Source organism: Natrialba asiatica DSM 12278, assembly GCF_000337555.1.
In the GTDB taxonomy this organism is placed as follows: Archaea; Halobacteriota; Halobacteria; order Halobacteriales; family Natrialbaceae; genus Natrialba; species Natrialba asiatica.
Genome location: NZ_AOIO01000003.1, coordinates 273,058 through 291,850 on the forward strand (window position 1 = coordinate 273,058; position 18,793 = coordinate 291,850).

Annotated in this window: 14 protein-coding genes and 4 pseudogenes; 8 read left to right on the forward strand and 10 right to left on the reverse strand. The window is 56.0% G+C overall.

What is annotated here, in order from left to right; genetic code table 11:
- Nucleotides 1–6: 6 nt before the first annotated feature.
- Nucleotides 7–891, reverse strand: a complete 885-nt coding sequence (locus C481_RS01155; RefSeq protein WP_006106914.1) for a precorrin-3B C(17)-methyltransferase — start codon at nucleotides 889–891, stop codon at nucleotides 7–9.
- Nucleotides 888–1,907: a cobalt-precorrin 5A hydrolase gene (gene cbiG / locus C481_RS01160; RefSeq protein WP_006106915.1), complete on the reverse strand. Its 1,020-nt coding sequence runs from the start codon at nucleotides 1,905–1,907 to the stop codon at nucleotides 888–890. The genes C481_RS01155 and cbiG overlap by 4 nt, the downstream gene beginning before the upstream one ends.
- Before the next feature lie 308 nt (nucleotides 1,908–2,215).
- On the opposite strand from cbiG, the gene C481_RS01165 reads away from it, so the two are divergent.
- Nucleotides 2,216–3,304, forward strand: coding sequence for an endonuclease/exonuclease/phosphatase family protein (locus tag C481_RS01165; protein WP_006106917.1), 1,089 nt, complete (start codon nucleotides 2,216–2,218; stop codon nucleotides 3,302–3,304).
- 319 nt (nucleotides 3,305–3,623) lie between these two features.
- Nucleotides 3,624–3,974, forward strand: a pseudogene (locus C481_RS20940) (ISH3 family transposase); the annotation flags it as partial.
- Between the two features lie 587 nt (nucleotides 3,975–4,561).
- Here C481_RS20940 and C481_RS01170 read toward each other — a convergent pair.
- The 5 genes and pseudogenes from C481_RS01170 to C481_RS01185 form a co-directional block, all read right to left on the reverse strand.
- A pseudogene (locus C481_RS01170) lies at nucleotides 4,562–5,180 on the reverse strand (IS630 family transposase); the annotation flags it as partial.
- Between the two features lie 81 nt (nucleotides 5,181–5,261).
- Entirely contained in the window at nucleotides 5,262–6,101 is an 840-nt protein-coding gene (locus tag C481_RS01175) for an ABC transporter permease subunit (RefSeq protein WP_006106921.1), read from the reverse strand.
- Nucleotides 6,098–7,039, reverse strand: a complete 942-nt coding sequence (locus C481_RS01180; protein ID WP_006106922.1) for an ABC transporter ATP-binding protein — start codon at nucleotides 7,037–7,039, stop codon at nucleotides 6,098–6,100. Before C481_RS01180 ends, C481_RS01175 begins: the two co-directional genes overlap by 4 nt.
- Nucleotides 7,040–7,282: 243 nt before the next feature.
- Nucleotides 7,283–7,414 (reverse strand): annotated as a pseudogene (locus C481_RS21515) (IS1595 family transposase); the annotation flags it as partial.
- 167 nt (nucleotides 7,415–7,581) lie between these two features.
- Nucleotides 7,582–8,121 carry a hypothetical protein gene (locus C481_RS01185; RefSeq protein ID WP_006106923.1) on the reverse strand — a complete coding sequence of 180 codons (540 nt, stop codon included), beginning with the start codon at nucleotides 8,119–8,121 and terminating at the stop codon, nucleotides 7,582–7,584.
- A 295-nt stretch (nucleotides 8,122–8,416) separates the two neighbouring features.
- Here C481_RS01185 and C481_RS01190 point away from each other — a divergent pair, with 295 nt between their 5' ends.
- From C481_RS01190 to C481_RS22505, 3 genes and pseudogenes are all read left to right on the forward strand, one after another.
- Nucleotides 8,417–10,237: a transposase gene (locus tag C481_RS01190; RefSeq protein ID WP_049904290.1), complete on the forward strand. Its 1,821-nt coding sequence runs from the start codon at nucleotides 8,417–8,419 to the stop codon at nucleotides 10,235–10,237.
- 690 nt (nucleotides 10,238–10,927) lie between these two features.
- The gene (locus C481_RS01195; protein WP_049904292.1) at nucleotides 10,928–11,686 is read left to right on the forward strand and encodes a creatininase family protein; all 759 of its coding nucleotides are present in this window, start codon (nucleotides 10,928–10,930) and stop codon (nucleotides 11,684–11,686) included.
- Nucleotides 11,687–11,748: 62 nt separating this feature from the next.
- A pseudogene (locus tag C481_RS22505) lies at nucleotides 11,749–12,005 on the forward strand (ISNCY family transposase); the annotation flags it as partial.
- A 494-nt stretch (nucleotides 12,006–12,499) separates the two neighbouring features.
- Here the strand turns inward: C481_RS22505 and C481_RS22510 are convergent.
- Entirely contained in the window at nucleotides 12,500–13,231 is a 732-nt protein-coding gene (locus C481_RS22510) for a helix-turn-helix domain-containing protein (RefSeq protein WP_394295596.1), read from the reverse strand.
- Nucleotides 13,232–13,496: 265 nt separating this feature from the next.
- The gene (locus tag C481_RS01205) at nucleotides 13,497–14,336 is read right to left on the reverse strand and encodes a proline dehydrogenase family protein (protein ID WP_049904293.1); all 840 of its coding nucleotides are present in this window, start codon (nucleotides 14,334–14,336) and stop codon (nucleotides 13,497–13,499) included.
- A 234-nt stretch (nucleotides 14,337–14,570) separates the two neighbouring features.
- Here C481_RS01205 and C481_RS01210 point away from each other — a divergent pair, with 234 nt between their 5' ends.
- The 3 genes from C481_RS01210 to C481_RS01220 are packed head-to-tail and all read left to right on the forward strand — an operon-like array spanning nucleotide 14,571 to nucleotide 17,390.
- The gene (locus C481_RS01210; RefSeq protein WP_083860865.1) at nucleotides 14,571–16,037 is read left to right on the forward strand and encodes a sodium-dependent transporter; all 1,467 of its coding nucleotides are present in this window, start codon (nucleotides 14,571–14,573) and stop codon (nucleotides 16,035–16,037) included.
- 1 nt (nucleotide 16,038) lies between these two features.
- Complete coding sequence (locus C481_RS01215) at nucleotides 16,039–16,362, forward strand: hypothetical protein (RefSeq protein ID WP_049904294.1); 324 nt, start codon at nucleotides 16,039–16,041, stop codon at nucleotides 16,360–16,362.
- Entirely contained in the window at nucleotides 16,359–17,390 is a 1,032-nt protein-coding gene (locus C481_RS01220) for a proline racemase family protein (RefSeq protein WP_006106937.1), read from the forward strand. The genes C481_RS01215 and C481_RS01220 overlap by 4 nt, the downstream gene beginning before the upstream one ends.
- A 387-nt stretch (nucleotides 17,391–17,777) precedes the next feature.
- On the opposite strand, the gene C481_RS01230 is transcribed toward C481_RS01220, so the two are convergent.
- On the reverse strand, nucleotides 17,778–18,539 hold the full coding sequence (locus C481_RS01230) for an HpcH/HpaI aldolase family protein (protein ID WP_006106939.1): 762 nt from the start codon (nucleotides 18,537–18,539) through the stop codon (nucleotides 17,778–17,780).
- Nucleotides 18,540–18,793 lie beyond the last annotated feature (254 nt).

The window sequence follows — 18,793 nt, forward strand, 5'->3', positions numbered from 1 at the left end:
TATCGATCAGAAATCCTCCACGTCACGCCCGCCGCGCGGGGTGACGAGATACGTTCGGTCGTCGTTACGCCAGGTCTCGGTCTCGTGGTTGCCGATAATCAGCGAAGTTCCCATTCCCGAGACCTTCTCGTCGTGGTCGGCGGCTTCGCCGAGCGTCGTGATGAACTCGCTCTCGCCGTTTCGGCCGGCGTCGGCGCGGCCCGCGTCGTTGACGATCGCGACGAACGCGTCGTCGGTGCGCTCCTCGCGAACGATCTCGACAGCCTGCTCGTAGTTTCGCCAGCAGTTGTAGAGGACGATCACGAAGTCGCTGATCGCGGCCGCCCGCAACTTCTCCTCGATCTCGTCCCAGCCGCGCCACTTGTCCGAGAGCGAGACCGTACAGAAGTCGTTACACAGGGGTGCGCCGACGTTCGCCGCCCCGCCTAACGCCGCGGTGAGGCCGGGAACGATTTCGATGGGAACGTCCGTCGCGTCGTCCTCGTCGGCCATCTTGAAAAGCAGGTCCGACTTGCCGTAGACTGACGGATCGCCGCCCGAAACGTGGGCGACGTCTTTGCCCTCGCGGACGTACTCGAACGCCGCGCGGGCGAGTTCGATCTGTCGACCCATCGTCGAGCGAACGATCTCCTGTTCGGTGCCGTCCTCGCGCACGGCGATCCCGTCCTCGTCCGCCGCATCCGCCGGCGGAAGCGTCCCGTCGTCCCGAAGGAACTCCTGGTAGAGACTCGATGCGATGACCACGTCGGCGGACTCGATAACCCGCTTTGCCTTCGCCGTCATGTGCGCCGGCAGGCCCGGGCCGATACCGACGACGTGGAGCGTGCCGTGATCGGCGGGCGTCCCCGCCTCGCCGTCGGTCTCGGAGCTGTGAGCGTTCTCGGCACTCATCGGCCGATCGCCACCGTGACCTCGTTCTCGTAGCTCACCTTCTCGAGAACGAGTTCCTGGGCCGCCCCGCCAGCGATCGCGCTCGCTTCAGAAACACCCGGCCAGCCGATCAGTTCCTTCGATTTCGAGGGGGTCGGCCCCTCGTGGTCGAGCAGCGTTTCCTTCTCGAAGGTGACGACGCCGAGGTCGAGTTCCTGGGCCGCCTCCAGCAGCCCTTCTTCGTCCGCCTTCCGCGTGGCGGTGCCGATGAACTCGACATCGGCGAGGTCGTAGTCGGTCCGATCGAGGGCGTCCTCCCAGGCTTCGAGGAACGCCGCCGTATCCGCGCCCGAGACGCTGCCGGTACCGAGGACGACGCCGTCGTCTTTGTTCCGCTTGAGAACGGTCACGTCGTCGCCGACCAGCACGGCGCTCGGTCCCTCGAGTCGCGCGACGGGACCGAGATTGTCATCGAGTACCGCGAGGTTCGTCTGGACGGTCGAATCGCCGTTGACGACGTGGGTATCCATCGCCTTCGCGCGGGACTCGACGCCCTGCTTGCCGGCGGCCTCGGACGCGGTGGTCATCGCCGGCACGGCACCCATGGACGCCAGATCCTGTGCGACCTGATTCGCACCGTGGTGGCCGCCCGTGATCGGGATCGCCCAGGTCAACTCCTCGTCGACGACGCAGATCGCGGGATCGTCCCACTTGTCGTCGAGCAAGTGCGCCGTCTTCCGCATCGCGATTCCCGAGGCCATCAGCCCGATAAAACAATCGAACTCGCCCCAGTGCTCCTCGAAGACGTCGCCGTGGTACTCGATGATCTCGATCGTCTCGTACCGATCCGCGAGTTCAGCCTGAATCGATTCGGCCGTCTCGAGTTTGCGCTCGAAGGAGATGATCGCGATCTCTTCGGCGACTTCGCCGTCGCTGTCCGGCGTCGAACAGTGTCCGCCGCCAGCGTCGGCGTCAGTGTCGGCGTTGGCATCGGTGGCGGTGTCGGTACCGGCGTCGTCGTCCGTCCCGGAACTCATCGCCTCCCTCCGTTCGGTTGTCGTCTCGTTCGAACGTTCACGAGACCACCATAGTGTTCCACACTAATACAACCTACGTTTCCCCTATACAATATAGGTTGATTTTTGTCGACCCGCAGTCGGGCCGAAAGCGAGAGGCGAAAAGGATTGGAACCGCCGGTGCCATCGAAGAAATAACGCGATAGCGTCTCATTCCGCTTCTCCGCCGAAGCTCGTAGCCGATAAATATCCTATGTACCAGTAGTTACTACAATATATTACCAATAGCATCTAATATACGTTCTCGTTCTGTATACGAACCCGCGACCATGACCGATCAGTCACAGTCGACGATCCGACGGCGAACAGCACTGCAAGCCGGTGTGGCCGGGTTCGGAAGTCTCGTCCTCGGCGTCCCGGGAGCGACGAAATCCGTTCGAGCAGCGTCCGAATCGTACCGATTCCTCTGGGTGAACTCGTGGCTCACCGATGGAATTGAGGGCGTTCTGGGGGCTCCGTCCAATATTGCGGCGAAACCCCAGTATCAGGAACGCGCAGTCGAACTCGGCCACCGGCTCGGTGCGGAGGGGTACGACATCGTCGGGCTCTGCGAGGTGTTCAACGACGAACAGGAGACGGTCGAAACCGAGTACGCCGCTGCCGCCGGAACCGGGACGGCGATTCCGGGACCCGAACCGGACGGTGGCGAGAAGGGCGCGGGACTGCTCGACCTGGTATCCGGCGTTTCCGTGACCGATCAGGCGAGGCTCGAATACGATGCGGAACCGGACGGGAACCTCACGTACGTCGACGCGCACGTCGGCAAGGGAGCCCACTACGTCGAATTGGACGTTGGCGTCGGGAACATAGACCTCTTTACGACGCACCTCGTGACCGGATCGCTGCTCCCGTGGGCCAGCGGCGGCGACGAGGACATCCCCGAACTTCGACGCCAACAACTGGACGAACTGAGCGCGTTCGTCGCCGCACAGACCAGTCCGGAAAACGTGACCGTCGTGGCGGGCGATTTCAATATCGCACCCGATGGCGAAGCGGCCGGGGCGCTCGATGACTTCGCGACGACCGCGGGCGTCGCCGACGCGTGGCTCGAGCACGGAACCGGATCGGGCGGCACGAACGACGACGCGATCAGCAACGGGTGCGCCTTCGATCCGACTACCGCACCGCCGGCGTACTGTCCACAAGACGATGCAGGCGAGCGGATCGATTACGTCTTCATCGAAGAGCCAACCGCCGAGCACGAGTTCGAAGCACGCGTCGACGGCATCGACCGCCGCGTGTTCTGGCGTGAACTCGCACCGCCAGAACAGTTCTACGCCGACGACGAGGGTAACGTCCCGAACTACCTGACCGATCACGTCGGCCTCGAACTCTCCCTGTCCGTGACTTCTATCTAAACCGAAAGAAGGTATCGATCCGTCAACGTGATTCTCGGTTTCGAAATCGGCGTCCAGAGCGTCACGAAACCCGAGATCAGCTGTGAGACTGACACTGCTTCGAATAATGAGCTGTTAGCGGACCGGTATGTATAAACACAATATCGCTATACAGATTCTGGAAAGGGATGTTGCCAGAAATTCTGCGTTTGGGTTTCTACAAACCACCAATTTTCCAATACTTGTTGTAGCTTAGAGATCGAAACTCGGTGTATAGGCAACTCTCCGTATTGCTCCTTGTGAGAAAGCAGAACAGCAGCTATCGGATTCTGTCGATTAGTATGAGTACTACGCAGAGTTCATCGACGAGCCGCGACAGGCTCGATCCCACTACGGCAAACGCTTCGGGATCGAAGCCAGCTACCGCCTCCCGGAGTCAACACTGATCTCGACGACAACCCAAGATCCTGCGAGACGGCTCTTGTTTGTTGTGCTCAGTCTCCTGATCCAAAACGTCTGGCGGTACTTGCATTGGGAATATGTGGCGACGCCCCGCCCCGACGGGCGTCGCCTCTGGTGATGGCCCTTCGAGGAGTTCGTTGTCATGGCGACTCGGGCAGCATGGACGGCCCTCGAGGTGCGTCGGGCCGTCCCCACAAATCAGCCACCAGATTACCGTTCCCACCGGTAGCCGGTGACCGAGTACGCCTTCCCGACCAGTGACAACGCCGTCGCGTCGGCGGCTGATCGCCAGCGACTGCGACGGCTTCTCGTCTCTCAGCGTAGGAATGGATCTTCAGAGCACAAATCCATCTTTGGTTCGTCGGTAACTTACGATGCAGCGTCAGTTAGCTTCGGATGCGTTGTGAGGTACTGAGTGTGTATATAAATGTATCACAGGAACTTGATTACGAATTACCTGGACCCTCAGCTACATTCGATGGGAAAACAGAAGACGTAATCGAAAGGAGTACGACATCCTTTACTGCCACTCTTTCAGCTAACTACGAAGCTGAGGTCTTTGGTGTTACAAGAGGAGGAGAAGCTTCAATCGAATCGCGAGGAGACGAGGACGGCAATTTCGATCTTCTATCAACTGATACTCCCACTAACTAAAAGAAAGAATAGCTTGTTCATTGGCATTGTTTATTGAGATCGTTTGAGACGCAAGCAGGTTTCTCTTGACTTGTTCAGAAAGACTGTCTAGCTTGACTTCGAACCGGTCTTGTTTAGACGCCTAAATTCATCCGGTAGAGTCGTCGAGTGCTATAATAGATGTTAGAAATGATTGCTCATTTTGGGGATAGAGAGTTGATCAAGAGCGGTATCGATCGCTGTTGTGACCTCAGAAAGTGAGTCGAAGAATCGGTTGCTAAGTGCTGATTGGAGCTGTCTCCAGCACTCTTCGACTGGATTGAGTTCTGGTGAATACGCTAGTAACGTGACGACCGACGCCTGGAAATACGGCACTCTATCCAACACGACGATCAAGTTATCTTCGAATTCGTTGCATAATTCGAGAATGAAATGTTTCGCATATTCGGCGGTCACGTCCTCTTCGAATCAAGAGAAAAAGCGATCACCGCCCTCGGTGACCGCACCCAACAGACACGTCCAGTCACGTTTCCCAGACAATTCGAAGGCCGACCGCGTGCCGCGCGGAAACCACGCGGCACGCGGCTCAACTCGCACGGATTTCCTGGTTTGATCAATACAGACTACTGTGGCGTCTATCTCCCGCCGCATTTTTGAGTTCGTCGCGGAACGTTTCTTGTTCGTTACCCTCAACTTCAGCGGCTGTGCGGCGTGGTTTTTGATAGCTTAATCCCGCTTCTTTGAGCAACCGCCGGCAACTCGGGATTAAGTACTCGACATCGTAGGTCTCGTCGAGATGATCCATTAGAGGCACCAACAATCAATGGGCGGAAAATTCTAACAGTTACTATAGTAGTTGTCAGCAGTTGTCATCCGGCATCGGTTAACTCACGTCGGCTCGGCTGAACCGATAGTACCCGACTACGACGGGGAACACAATCCAAAGACACAGAATCACGAGCACGAATTCCGGCTGGAGATAAAACGGTGTGCTCGAGGCCAATTCACCACCCGTCACGCTGTTACCGGTAAGTCTCTGTACCGCCTGTAGTACGCTTTGGCTCGGTACAAGTTGTGAGATGAAATTATAGATGTCCGGCGTTTCATCGAGTCCGACAATGCCGACGAGAATCCGACGGGCGATGGTACCTGGCGTGGTGACTAAGAGGACGACGTTCAAGACGAAATACACACCAAAGCCGACTGCCGCCGCACGAGCTTTACTGGCGACTGACGCGGAAATGCCGATGGCAATCGCGGTGTAGGCGATAGCATAGAGTGACATAATACCAAACAGCGCGAGGAAGGTCTGAGCGGGAAAGACAGGGTACAGAGCGAAAAGACAGGTCGCAGCAACGGCGTACGCGATGACGATACTGAGCGCTACGACGAGGCTCCGACTGACGAATTTCCCGAGAATAACATCTCGACGCGTATTCGGCAAGCCGAGTTCCAGTTTGGCACTTCCCGTTTCGCGTTCGCCAGCAATGGCAAGATACGCAGCGACGAACGCAACGATCGGGACGAGAAATGATCCAATCGAGGCGACCTGTGAGAGGGTAGCAACCGCCCCCTCTTGAGCTGACTCGTAATAGCGCAATCGGCTCCGTTGAGCGAATAAGAACAGTCCAGCAAGTACTGCATAGATGGAGAGACCGATCCAGATTCCTTTCGAGCGGCGGACGTTCAGGAAATCCTTCCAGATAACGTCTGAGACGCTCATTGTGAAACCTCCCCTACCTGCTGGTCGGTTTCAGAGTGGGACGCTTCCGTGTATCTGTTGAAGAGATCTTCCATCGAGGACTCTTCGGAGACGACATTGGTAACCGTCGCTCGTTCGTCGACGTGGTTGATCACATCGAGCTTGTCGGCATTATTCCGGCAACTGACGGTGACTGTATTCCCATCGACTGTCACCGTCTCGACGCCATTCAGTCGTTCGAGTTCGAGCGAATCAGGTACCGATTCGAGCGTCAGCGTAATTCGCATCGACCCGTCGATTTGCGCACGAAGTGCGTCGATTTCGTCGAGCGCGACCAGCTGTCCCTCGGACATGATCCCGACGCGATCACAGACCGCTTCGACCTCGGAAAGGACGTGGCTCGAAAAGAATACCGTGGTACCGTCGGCGGCCAGTTCGCGGATCGTCTCTCGCATCTCCTGAATGCCCGTCGGATCGAGCCCCGACGACGGTTCATCAAGAATCAGGAGGTCGGGATCACCAACGAGAGCCATCCCAAATGTGAGCCGTTGGCCCATTCCCTTCGAAAACCCACCGACGCGACGATCCGCCGCGTCGGCGATCCCAACTCGCTCGAGGATCGCGTCGGGATCGTCAGCTGCATCTTTTGTTCGAATCACCCATTGGATGTGCTCGCGGGCAGTCAGTCGGTCGTACAGGCTATACCCCTCTGGAAGGATGCCGATGCGTTTGCGAGTTTGTGTAAAATTCGTACTGACATCCTGCCCCAGAACGGTGGCGCGACCAGCGGTCGGAGAGGCGTATCCAAGGAGGATATTGATTGTCGTTGACTTGCCAGCACCGTTGGGGCCGAGAAAGCCAAAAATCTCTCCAGATTCAATGCTGAAACTGAGGTCGTCAACGGCGACCACCCCGCCGTCAAATTCTTTGTGAAGCCCATTCACATCGATCGCTGTCATATCTATGAGTCAATTCAATACCATAAATTCTTTTTGAATCACTCCGAATATATTGGTAGTTATCGATATACTATGTGTGACTACGGAGTTCAAGAGTTCATGGGTACGCTGCAGGGTAATGTTCAGATACGTGGATTCTATGCAAAACTGAACAATATAAACCAACTGTCGGCAACTCCTACGTTGACGTTGCTAAAATAGTTCGCTCTTGTGAAGCACGTTGTTGGTGAATCAGAGAGCTGCTCAAACGATTTGTTTGAGCGCTTCCTGACCCGATTTACGAAGGATTTGTTGTCGGAGCTGGAAGGGCCTGAGATACACTGTTAGTTTGTCCTTTGAGACACCTCGATGCGGCGAGAGCCACCGTCGCACTAGTGGCTCAGCTAACCTCTGGGTAAACTCAACATATCGGGTGACGTGAACGTGTCACCCTTGCCCACTGCGCTTCTACAGCGACAGCTCTACCCGACCAACAATCTGCTTCTGAAGAGCGTTGAATCGATATTCGGAGACCTCTAAAGAACCGGTATCACTAATTACTACTACTCTTCTGTTCCAGCGTCTGCTTCAACCTCTTCGATCGGTTGGAGGCTCTCTTCCAAGCGTCTATCTCGAGCCTCTCTCAGTTCCTCCTCTGATTGTTCTTTAGGCACGATGGAGGCTCCCTCTGGCATCTCGGGTGGAAGATCCTGCTGTGGGTCCGAGTCCTTCACCATCTTGAGGATCTCCATATCTCGAGTGACCCGTCCGATCATCTGCTCAAACGCCGTATCCCGTTTGTGGCGAGCGCGGCGGAGATCGCGGACCTTCCGCACGTATTCTGTATTCTCCGCCCAGTCGTACACTCGACGTCCAAGGATCGTGAGCCCGTACCGCTTTTCTGTCCCGTGTTCTGTTGGTGCATGAGCAACCTCGTACACGTCTTTCTCAACGCCTTCGGAGAGTCGTGCGGAAACCGTCGAGGAACTGATTGAAACTGCATCAACGAGCACTTTGAATGTCGCTGTTCCCCGTCCGATCTCCGTGATGAGTTCAGCCGCACCTTTCTTCCGGAGGAACTGCTCCAACTCGTCTCGTCCCATCGTACTCTCTCTATTCCAGCTATAGGTATAAATCAAACTATATTATATTTCATATCGATTCTGCCTTCGTACCGATTTTCGATCCCAACCAATTCATAGGGTACAGCGTCCATACCCCTTCATATCCTCGCAGAAATATGCTCTAAGTAGATGGCTGAACTCACCTTTGTACTAATACTGCGCTCTAAATCATACCGATAATACTGTCTTCTTCTGATGTACCCTTCACAGAATCACAATAACGTCTGGTGGAACTTGCGCCACCAGGCTGGCGACTCACCCCGGAGGTAGAGTTATCTCAACTACTCCTTCGGGTGTCGCTGAATCAATCGTGGTTCACGCGGAGACTCTCTGTGAGCGGGAGGACCATCTCTGGGATGTTATTCGGCAACTCTCGATTCCTGTCGACGAACTCGAGGATGCCCGTGATCAGAACTGCGTGACCTTTGGAACTGACGAGATGTTCCGCACGCTCCTGTTCAAAGGAATTCGGGGTATCTCACAGAACGAATTAGCGCAACGCCTTGGCCGGGAGCCGAGCTTAGTCAAGAGCTTCCACCTCGATATCACCGATCTCTCGAATACGCCGACCCAGCAACAGCTCTCGTACACGCACGCGCAGTTCAGCGAGGATACCCAGGAAGTCCTCAATCAGACGGTTGCTGGCGTCCGGCAAGTTGCTCTCGACAACGACGTCCTCACGGAAGGTCTTGTTCCGTCAGTCCCAGCCGAAACCGAGGAAGAATCACAAAGCGCGAATGAGTACAAGAAGGAGAAGGCCCAGAAGACGCTGACGCTTGCCCGCAAACACGTCATCCCTGAGTTCGACACGCACCGAGCAGCCCACAAAACATACTCCGACGAGGTGATGCTGGATATGTTTGCGAGTATCTGCGCGAACAACGGTAGTGCCCACTCAGAAGCCGAGTACGGCTGGCTCACCGACGACGAACTCATCTGTGACGACTCGACATTCCTGCGGGCGATCAAGAAAATCGCGACACCCGAAGACTCCGACGGGCAGCTCACGTTCGAAGATTTCGAGGACGATGATTTGATGCCCGAGATCGACCAGATTCGGGACGCTATTATGACGGCGTTCAACGCCGCGACGGAAAACATCATCAACTCAATTCGTGGCGAGGACCCCTTCGACTCCCGTAAGAAGATTGCAGCCATCGACATCACGCACGAGCAATTCCACGTCTGGCCGTGGGAGGACAAGGAAGCAGGCATCGCGAAGCCAGACTACCCGAAGATGGTGAGTGGGTACAAGAAAGACGGCGAGTACAAACACGGCTACAAGTACGCCACCATCACCCTAGTCGGTGACCACGCGCCGATCGCCCTCGGCATTGAGCCGGTCAAAGAGGACTCTGCGTGGGAGCGTGAGGACTCGCCGTCGTACTCAAAGGCTGACCTGGTGAGCCGATTGCTCGACCGGGCGGAGCAGTTCGTTGATCTGGACATGGTGATGTTCGACCGTGGATTCTACGTCAATCGCGTGTACGCAGATGTTCACGAGCGCGGGCTCACATACCTCTCTCCAGTGCCGACGTATGAGGATGATTTGGCGACAATTCAGGATATTCAGGAACATCCGACGGCAGACGCAGCTGTCAAGCACGACGTTCCATTTGGACTCGATGGCGAGGTACATCACGAGGCCGAATTCTTGTACGCGCCGAGTACGAGTGACGATGCCGAGGGGAAGTATGCGGTGTTCGTAACGAACCAGGACCGCGTTGAACCGGAANCCGAATTCTTGTACGCGCCGAGTACGAGTGACGATGCCGAGGGGAAGTATGCGGTGTTCGTAACGAACCAGGACCGCGTTGAACCGGAAGAGATCACGAGTGTCGTGAACGGGTACAGTCGTCGCTGGGATATCGAGAACCAGTACAAGTCGATCAAGGATTTCATGCCGAAGACATCGTCGACGGACTACCGGCTTCGACTGTGTAACTTCGCGCTGTCGACGCTGATCTATAACCTGTGGCGGCTCACAGACTATCTAATTAAGGTCGCACTTGACGAGCCGATCCGGTCGCCGCCAGTGATCACGGCGAAGACGTTCGTGCGAGCGTTGGGCGATTTCCTACGGGAATTTGCGTAACGCTTTTCTCCCTCTGGGTTCACTGATTCAGTAGCAGCTGCTCTATTCATTTTTGCGTATTTTCGTGCTAATTGTCGCATTGGTGAATGATTCGTAGTTGCTAATTCGATCTCGTCCGATTTTCGCACCGGATTTGGAGTCACCAGCTCGTGAATTTCCTAGTTTCATTTGTAGGTTTATAAGCATGCGAAGAATGTGNTCTCGTCCGATTTTCGCACCGGATTTGGAGTCACCAGCTCGTGAATTTCCTAGTTTCATTTGTAGGTTTATAAGCATGCGAAGAATGTGATGTTGCGAAGATGGGGAATAACGCATGGATCCGCCGCGACCACTCTCCGGACTGAGTGTCTCGCACACCCTTGTCCACGAGTGAATAGCCCGCTTTTCTCAGAACGGCGAGAAGGATCAGTTGCCGCGGATCTGCTCCGTACGCCGTAGCGTTGTCTCTGCCGTCTCGATTTTGTCCGCGATATCAGTCGTCGTGAATACGGCGACTCTATTCACGAAGCCGTAGCCACTGTCCGGTCAATTAGGGTAGACGCGTATCATGGTCGGTTGATTTCTCTGTCACTTGATGCAAACGGCGTGCAAGATATAGAGGATGTATTCAGCAAAGGGCCCGATAAATCAACGAACGATCACAGCCCCACCCTGAAAAGGTTTTAAGTCTAGTAGTAAAGGGTCGAATGCATGTCTTCTCGCAGGTCAGTACTCCTTGAGGAGATGGTTTGGCCAGAGGTCGAATCAGCCCTCGAAGCCGGCACACGCACAGCGATCGTGGCTGTCGGGTCGATTGAACAGCACGGTCCACACCTGCCGTTGAATATGGATACACTAGACGGCGACGAACTCTCTCGTCGGATCGCGTCGGAGCTAGGAGATGCGCTCGCTGCCCCGACGATTCGCCCCGGGTGTTCGGGTCATCACATGGAGTTTCCCGGTACGATTACTGTCCGACCCGAAATACTGATGGACGTAATTCGATCGTACTGCCGGTCCCTCGATAAACATGGTTTCGAGTACATAGTACTTGTACCGACTCATGGAGGGAATTTCGGCCCCGTGAAGACCGTCGCACCCGATGTCGCCCGAGAGATTGATGCCACCGTAATCCCCCTTGCCGACCTCGACGAACACATGCAGTTACTGAACGCGGGGCTCAGCGAGGCAGGTGTCGAGTACGACCAAGACGTGATTCACGCCGGAGCAGCCGAAACGGCGATGGTATTGGCAATCGACGAGGGTCTCGTCAGGATGGATCAGATCGAACGCGGTCCTGAAGGCGATATTTCGCCCGCCCGTCTCCTCAGCGAAGGATTTAGATCGATCACCGAAAACGGCGTGCTCGGGAATCCGAACGAGGCGACTGTCGAGGCTGGTGAAACGATTATTCAAAAAGTCGCGGAGACGTACGTCAAGTACATCGAAACCGAACGAAGTTCAGTCTAATCGACGAACCGCTACCTTGGTAGCGGATAAGCGCCCTGTCTCTTGCACGTCACTAAGGACACCGGTACGACCGCTCAGTCACTCCGGAAGACTTCGTCACCGAAGTCCCCCGCCTACTACCTTCGCTTCTACGACACCTACGACCACGAACAGGGAGATCCGATGTCCTAGAACGCTGTCTTCCGTGCCCACGTTCTGCGATACGTGAAGAGCTGGAAGAACGAGACGGCGCTTTGGAAGCCCCTCAAACGGAAGCCGTTCCTCTGCATGCGGCTCGACTTCGAGGCATCCCGTCCAGTCTACGCTCTGGCGGGCATGGGTTCCCGAATCGCGACCGCGGAGAGTGCCTTCGACCCGTCGTAGACCCCGAGGTTGTCACTGAAGTGGCGGCGGTCGATCAGGAAAGATCTTGGGAGATCTGAGGACCCTGTACGCCGATTTCCTCACTGATCGTCAACCACTCCCCGGCTGTGGCCTCTCTGCTGTCACATCCGAAGCCACGGCGTGCAACGACTGCGAACGAACAGCAACAGCACACACCGATAGGGGTCCCGGAACCACCGTAAACCTCCGAGACCCCTACTAGCGGCAGTTCTGGTTTCGATTGTGATATTTCAGCGTAGACGATACGGTTTTCAGCGAGTCTGAAATAGAGATCTCAAGTTCGAGACTACTGCAGTGGATCTACCCTCATGAGCAAGTAACGGGGTGAACTCGTGGGTGCACAATGCACTCCACTCGATCGACCGAATACGAGAGCCGTCAAGCGAGAAAGCAGATCGTATCGAGTTCAGATCAGTATCCGACCGCCTATCACTCTTGGTCCAGCAGCTTCGCCTCCGCTTTTCGGAGATGTTCCAACAGTGTCGTCTTCGAGATATCAGCTTTTTTCGCGAGTTCTTTCGTGGTGATCCCCCGAGGCCAAGAGTAGTAATCGTGGGTACGGGCGAGTTCAAATACCTCGCGCTGACGTTCTGAAAGCGTCTCTTGGTTCGGCTGAGAGTGACTGCGGTTCGACGACACCACTCTGCGGACGGAAATGTCTGCATCTTTCTCTTCGCGAAGCGAGTCGAGACGTGCATTGAGATCTTCTCGATCCCCCGTGGCGACGACGGGCCAGTATTCACGGCCGTCACGAACGCGGACCGGAGCGTCGTGGATGAACCCGTGTGAAAGCAACGCGTCGCTCATCGTGTTCCGGTGATCGTACTCAACGAAAAGTTCACACGACGCGTTCCCGTAGTTTGTCGCTCTCCCGGTAAAGTCGTGGCAGCGCTCGAACTCCATCACTGACTGCGTATGCTCGGATTGCTCGGCAGCCGCAACTAGTTTTTTGACTTCTTGTATGGTGTCCGCGTAGGCGGTGAAATGCCCGCGGACAAGCGACTCCGCTGATCGAGATTCATCGGCGGAGGGAGCCTTGTATACCGTGTGGGCGATTAAATCCGCATCTGCTTGTGCTGTTACCTCAAGCGTCCAACAGTCTGGGTGCCAGATGTCGAGCGTGAGACTGGTTGTCTCTTCCGTTCTGTATTTAGTTGCCATTACGAAGCCTGTAAATGGGTTAGAAAGAAGGTGTATAAAACCAACCCCGACTATGAACGGTGGTGGGAACGAAATCGCTGATTCCATCGGCGGGTGCTCCGTCTTCCGGGTGCCACGCGATCAAGCCGGATGTGTCTGCGGCCAAAGCGGGGTCGACCGCTCGGTGCGTCGTCGACAGATGCGCCCTCACTATCAGGTGTGTCTGCAACGGGTCGGCCAGCCAGACGAGACGGTTCGTCACGACTGACCGAAGAGTCGACCCATCTCAGGATGTAAGGACGGCTCGGGCTGCAAACAACAGGTTCTCTTTGCGCTCACGAACTCGTCTGTAAAAGTACGACGCCCACTTGTTCCCGTAGGGAATGTACTGATTGACCTCGTACCCCTCTCGAGCGAGTTCGCGTTGGGCGTCCGTTCGAACGCCCATCAGCATTTGTATCTCGAAGTCGGTTTTGTACCGCTCTCGAAGTTCTTTCGCGTAGTCGATCATTTCGGGATCGTGGCTCCCAACGGCGATCCCGCTATCGAACGTCTGGAACATATACTCGAGGTGGTTCTTGTACGCTTCGTTGACGTGCTTTTTCTGTTGGTACGCGACGTCCGTCGGCTCATCGTACGCACCCTTGACGAGCCGAACCTTACCGGGAACCGCTGCGAGGCGTTCGAGATCGTCGGCCGTCCGTTTGAGGTTGGCCTGCACGCAGAGTCCAACGCCACCCCCGTATCTGGAGGCGGACTGCGTGTACGCGTCGAGGGTTACGTCGGTCGTCGTGTAATCTTCCATATCGACCCAGACAAACACGTTCTTTTCATCGGCCATGCTCAGTATCCGTGCGAGATTGTCCTCGAACACCGCATCTCCAGCATCGAGTCCAATCTGAGAAGGTTTGACCGAGATGGATGCGGTGAGTTCCGTCTTGTCGAGTTGAGCGATGAGATTCAGATACTTGCTCACGTCCTCGTCCGCGGCGTCTCGGGTTTGGTAGTGCTCGCCGAGTACGTTCAGTATGCCGCCGATACCGTTTCGGTTGAGGTCGGCCACGTGATCGAGTGACTCGCTCGCAGATTCGCCGGCAACAAAACGTCTCGCTATAGGAGGTATCATTCTTCGCAATATCGATACCCACCGGTACTAAGTTCAGTACCTACCAAACGATTCTCGCCCATAATAATAGGAATATAAACATATTATGGACCAGGTAGACGATTCACTACTGATAATAGGGCCAGTGGATCGCAGCCCTCATACTGAGAGACGATAGAGTGTATATCAAAGAACCCAACCATAGTAGGGGAGTAATATAACTTCCATCTATACCACGGGTTGGGTAGGGTTATCATGACTAATTCAGAGGCGAGAACAGCGAGAGAAGAGTGGGGAAGCCGATTCGGCTTCCTCATGGCGATGGTCGGGGCGATGGTCGGAGCGGGAAACATCTGGCGGATGCCGTTTACGACGGGGCAGAACGGTGGCGGCGCGTTCCTCGTCGCGTACATTCTTCTATTGTACGTCATCGCCGTTCCCGGCCTGATGGCCGAGACGATGGTCGGTCGGTACACGAACACCGGCGTTATCGGATCGTTTAGACAAGTTCTACAGAGTAAGCGCGGTCAGGGGCTCGGTCTCGTCGTCCTCATCGTCAACGTGGCGCTGATGTCCTACTACGCGCCGATCATCGCATGGGCACTCTACTACACTGTCCACTCGTTGCTCTTGACATTTACCCAACCGGGCTTCCAGCCGCAGGCGTTCTGGGAGGGATTCATTTCCAACCCCGCGCTCGTCATCGGGATGCACACGCTGACCATGGCCGGACTCGCCGGTGTTCTCGTCTTCGGGATCCGACGCGGTATTGAGCGCGTGGTAAAATGGATGATCCCGCTCCTGGTCATAGCGCTTATCGCGGTCGGGATACGCGGCGTCACCCTCCCCGGTGGAACGGAAGGTCTGGCGTTCGTCTTCACCCCCGAATGGGAATCGCTCGCTCGCGGAAGCACGTGGGTTGCAGCACTCAGTCAAGCACTGTTCTCGACGGGATTAGGGTGGGGTATCGCACTCACCTACGGAAGCTATCTCGGGCGGTACGACGACGTTCCGCTCGGGGGTGGTCTATTCACCGCAGTCGGAAACACGAGTATCGGTCTCCTGGCGGTATTCGCAACGTTCCCCGTCGTCTTCGCGTTCGGACTCGAACCAAGCGCAGGGTCTAACTTGTTGTTCATCTCGCTGGCCGAGGTGTTCCCGGAACTGCCCGGTGGAGCGGCGTGGGCCATCGTGTTCTTCGTTTCGTTCTTCTTTGCAACGTTTACATCCGGTCTCGGTATCACCGAGGTCGGCGTAACGACCGTCTCCGAAGAAACGACTCTCTCGCGAACCGGCTCGGTGCTCGCGGTCTGTGGAGTCATCTGGCTGCTCGGACTCCCGAGCGCCTACTCGTCGTCGTTCCTCGATCGAATGGACTTCATGTTCGGCACCTTCGGCCTCCCGCTGGCGACGCTCTCGATCATCGTGCTCGTCGCGTGGAAAATCGGCCCTGAATGTGCCCGCGTTATCGACCTCAATCGCAATACCGGCATCTACGTCGGTCGATGGTGGAACCCGGTCGTCAAGTACGTCATCCCGGCCGTGATGATATTCATCCTTGGATACGGAGTCATCTCGAGTATCGGCACCGAGAATCAGACCTTGATGATACTGGGCGTCGCATTCATGATTGTACTCACCGTCGTGAGTACGGCTATGATGAGTATCATCGGAGAGGCGTCTACTGGATCTGTAGAACTCGCCTCGGAGGGGGGTGACTGAGATGGCGCTCTCGACTGTCGCATGGGTGACGATGCTCCTCGCAATACTCGCACTCCCCGGCGTCGCGAGCGTCGTCCTCGTCAGGTCACTCCGCACCGAAGGACGAAAACTGACGATGCTCAGAGAGCAGGGAAATCTCGATAGCTACTCGCCGCAAGCGCTGAAAGAACTCCGCGAATGGATTCAGACGAACCCGAACAACCCGTACGTGTCTGATGCTCGGCAGCGATACAACGAGTGCGTGCGAACGCTCAGGGAGATCGACGACCCGTACTACGACTGGTCCGACGAACAGATCGAGGAACTGGAGGTAATCGACGAATGACGTCCGACAACGATTTCAACGACATGCATGTGGACGCGTCGTTCACGACGATCGATACACACACAGCGGGCGAACCGACGCGCATCCTCCTCGATGGCCTCGACCGATCACCGCTTGACGGCGAGAGCGTTCGAGCGAAGCGCAAATCGTTCGCCGAGGAGTACGACTGGGTTCGCAAACTACTGATGAAAGAACCACGGGGCCACGACGATATGTTCGGTGCGGTCATCGTCAACCCGTGCGATGATACCGCGGACCTCGGCGTAATCTTCATGGACAGCGAGGGGTACCTGGACATGTGCGGCCACGGGACGATCGGCGTCGTCTCTGCGCTTATCGAACAAGGACACCTGTCCGCCGAACCAACGATCCGCGTGGAGACGCCGGCAGGCGTCGTCGAAGCGACGCCCCGGTACGCCGAGGGAGGCGTCGAACGAGTCACGATCCAGAACGTCACGTCGTTCGTCTACGATGCGACGACAGTCCCCGTCTCGTTTCTGGATTCGCCGCTCCGGGTTGACATCGTCTACGCCGGGAACTTCTTCGCGCTCGTCGACGGTGAACAACTCGGCGTCTCGGTCGATACCACCCGAACCGACGACTTCGTCGACTGGGGCCTCGAAATCCGGGCCGCCGTCAACGATGAACTCGATATCGTGCATCCGTTCTCCGGCGAACCCGATAGCGTTTCCATTACCGAGATCTACGAGTCTTCCGACGGTGCCGACCGCAGCATCGTTATCTTTGGCGGCGGCCAGGTGGATCGCTCTCCGTGCGGGACCGGGACGTGTGCGAAGATGACGCTCTTGCACGAGAGCGGACGACTCGCTGTTGACGAACCGTACATCCATGAGAGTGTCATCGGAACGCGGTTCGAGGGCCGAATCATCGAAACGAAAGAACGGGAAGGAATTACCCTGACGGTCCCGACGATAACCGGAACCGCTCGAATCACGGGCAAGCACACGTTCATAAAAGACCACAGAGACTCGATAACCAGCCTGAGTATCGATTCGGACGAGGGGTAAAGAGCAGGTACCGTTCGTCCCGCTGCTCGTTGAAGAGCACTGTTGCAGTTTGCCCGCTATTCATCAAGATCAAGATACTCCATCTCGTCGATCACCGCCCAATACGTGCCGATCCGTCGCCTCGGGGACGGTTAACAGTCTCCGATTCATCGGCGAAGCGTTCGCACCGATTACGGCCGGGTATCTCGGCCAGCAGTACGGCGCGACAGTCCCGTACCTGCTCGGAACGCTCGTCGTCGCCAACGGATTCATCGCCCTCCTGATTCGATTCGGGTTCGGAGGACTCCAGTTCACCGAATCGGCACACCAAACAAGTCACTGATTTTATTCGATCTCGAATGGATTTGGCCGCCGTCAGAAACACGTTCGCCTACGGGGGATATCTCCCTATTCGGATAGGAACTTTTGGATACCGCTACGCATAAAGCTCAAATCTGCCCCGAGCAGGAAGAACCGAAAACCCTGCTCTGTTCGTTCAGCTTGCATGGCTGGTGTTCGGCCTGCAATGCCAGGAAATACATCGTTTTCAATTGCCGCATTGAGAACACGTGTGACAGCATTCGTTACCTCTGGATGGTCAGTCTCTCCGGGGAAGCCAAGTGCCGATGAGAGATCGTTCTCACCAATAAATGCGACATCAATTCCATCCGTCGCGAGAATCTCTTCAATCGCTTCAACAGCGGGAGGTGATTCGATCTGTATCGCGACGAGTGTTTCCGTATCAGCGTCATTAACGTAGTCCTCGAAGTTTTCACCGTAGGCATTCGCCCGTGTAGTACCAGCGACTCCACGCTCTCCAATCGGCGGAAAATAGGTCGATCTTACAACTTCTTGCGCATGTGTGGGGGTTTGGACGCTTGGTACGATCACTCCCTGTGCCCCAGAATCAAGAGCATGCTTCGCCGCTCCCGAAATGGCTTCTTCAACGGATGGCAGCCGTACTATGGGTGTAGCATTGGGTTCAATCGCTCGAACCAATCTCTCTACGTGCTCTGGTGAATACGGGGCATGCTCCGTATCAATTCCAACCCAATCAATATCCGTCCGCGAAAGTACTTCTGCCGTACGAGCACTTTGAGACAAAAGCCATGCGCCAACAACACTATTGCCCCGCTCGAGTTCAGCTAAAGCGTGATTTTCGTTGACCATGCTCACCGATTTGAGGCCCCTGTAAATAGAGAGCTGTGTAGCGGCGAAACCACATTGCTCAAACTGGCACGGTCTAGTTACTCTCCCGAGTTGGTTCGACGATTACGCAATTGATTCAGTCGCTGGAACGTTTTGTATTCTCCACAAATCCACCTCCGCCTTAGATGAAGCGTGTGGTGTCAGTAATCTATGGGTTCGTGGGAATCTGAACGCGGAATCTGTGGCCTCACAATAGCGAACTCTGTATCGCCCCA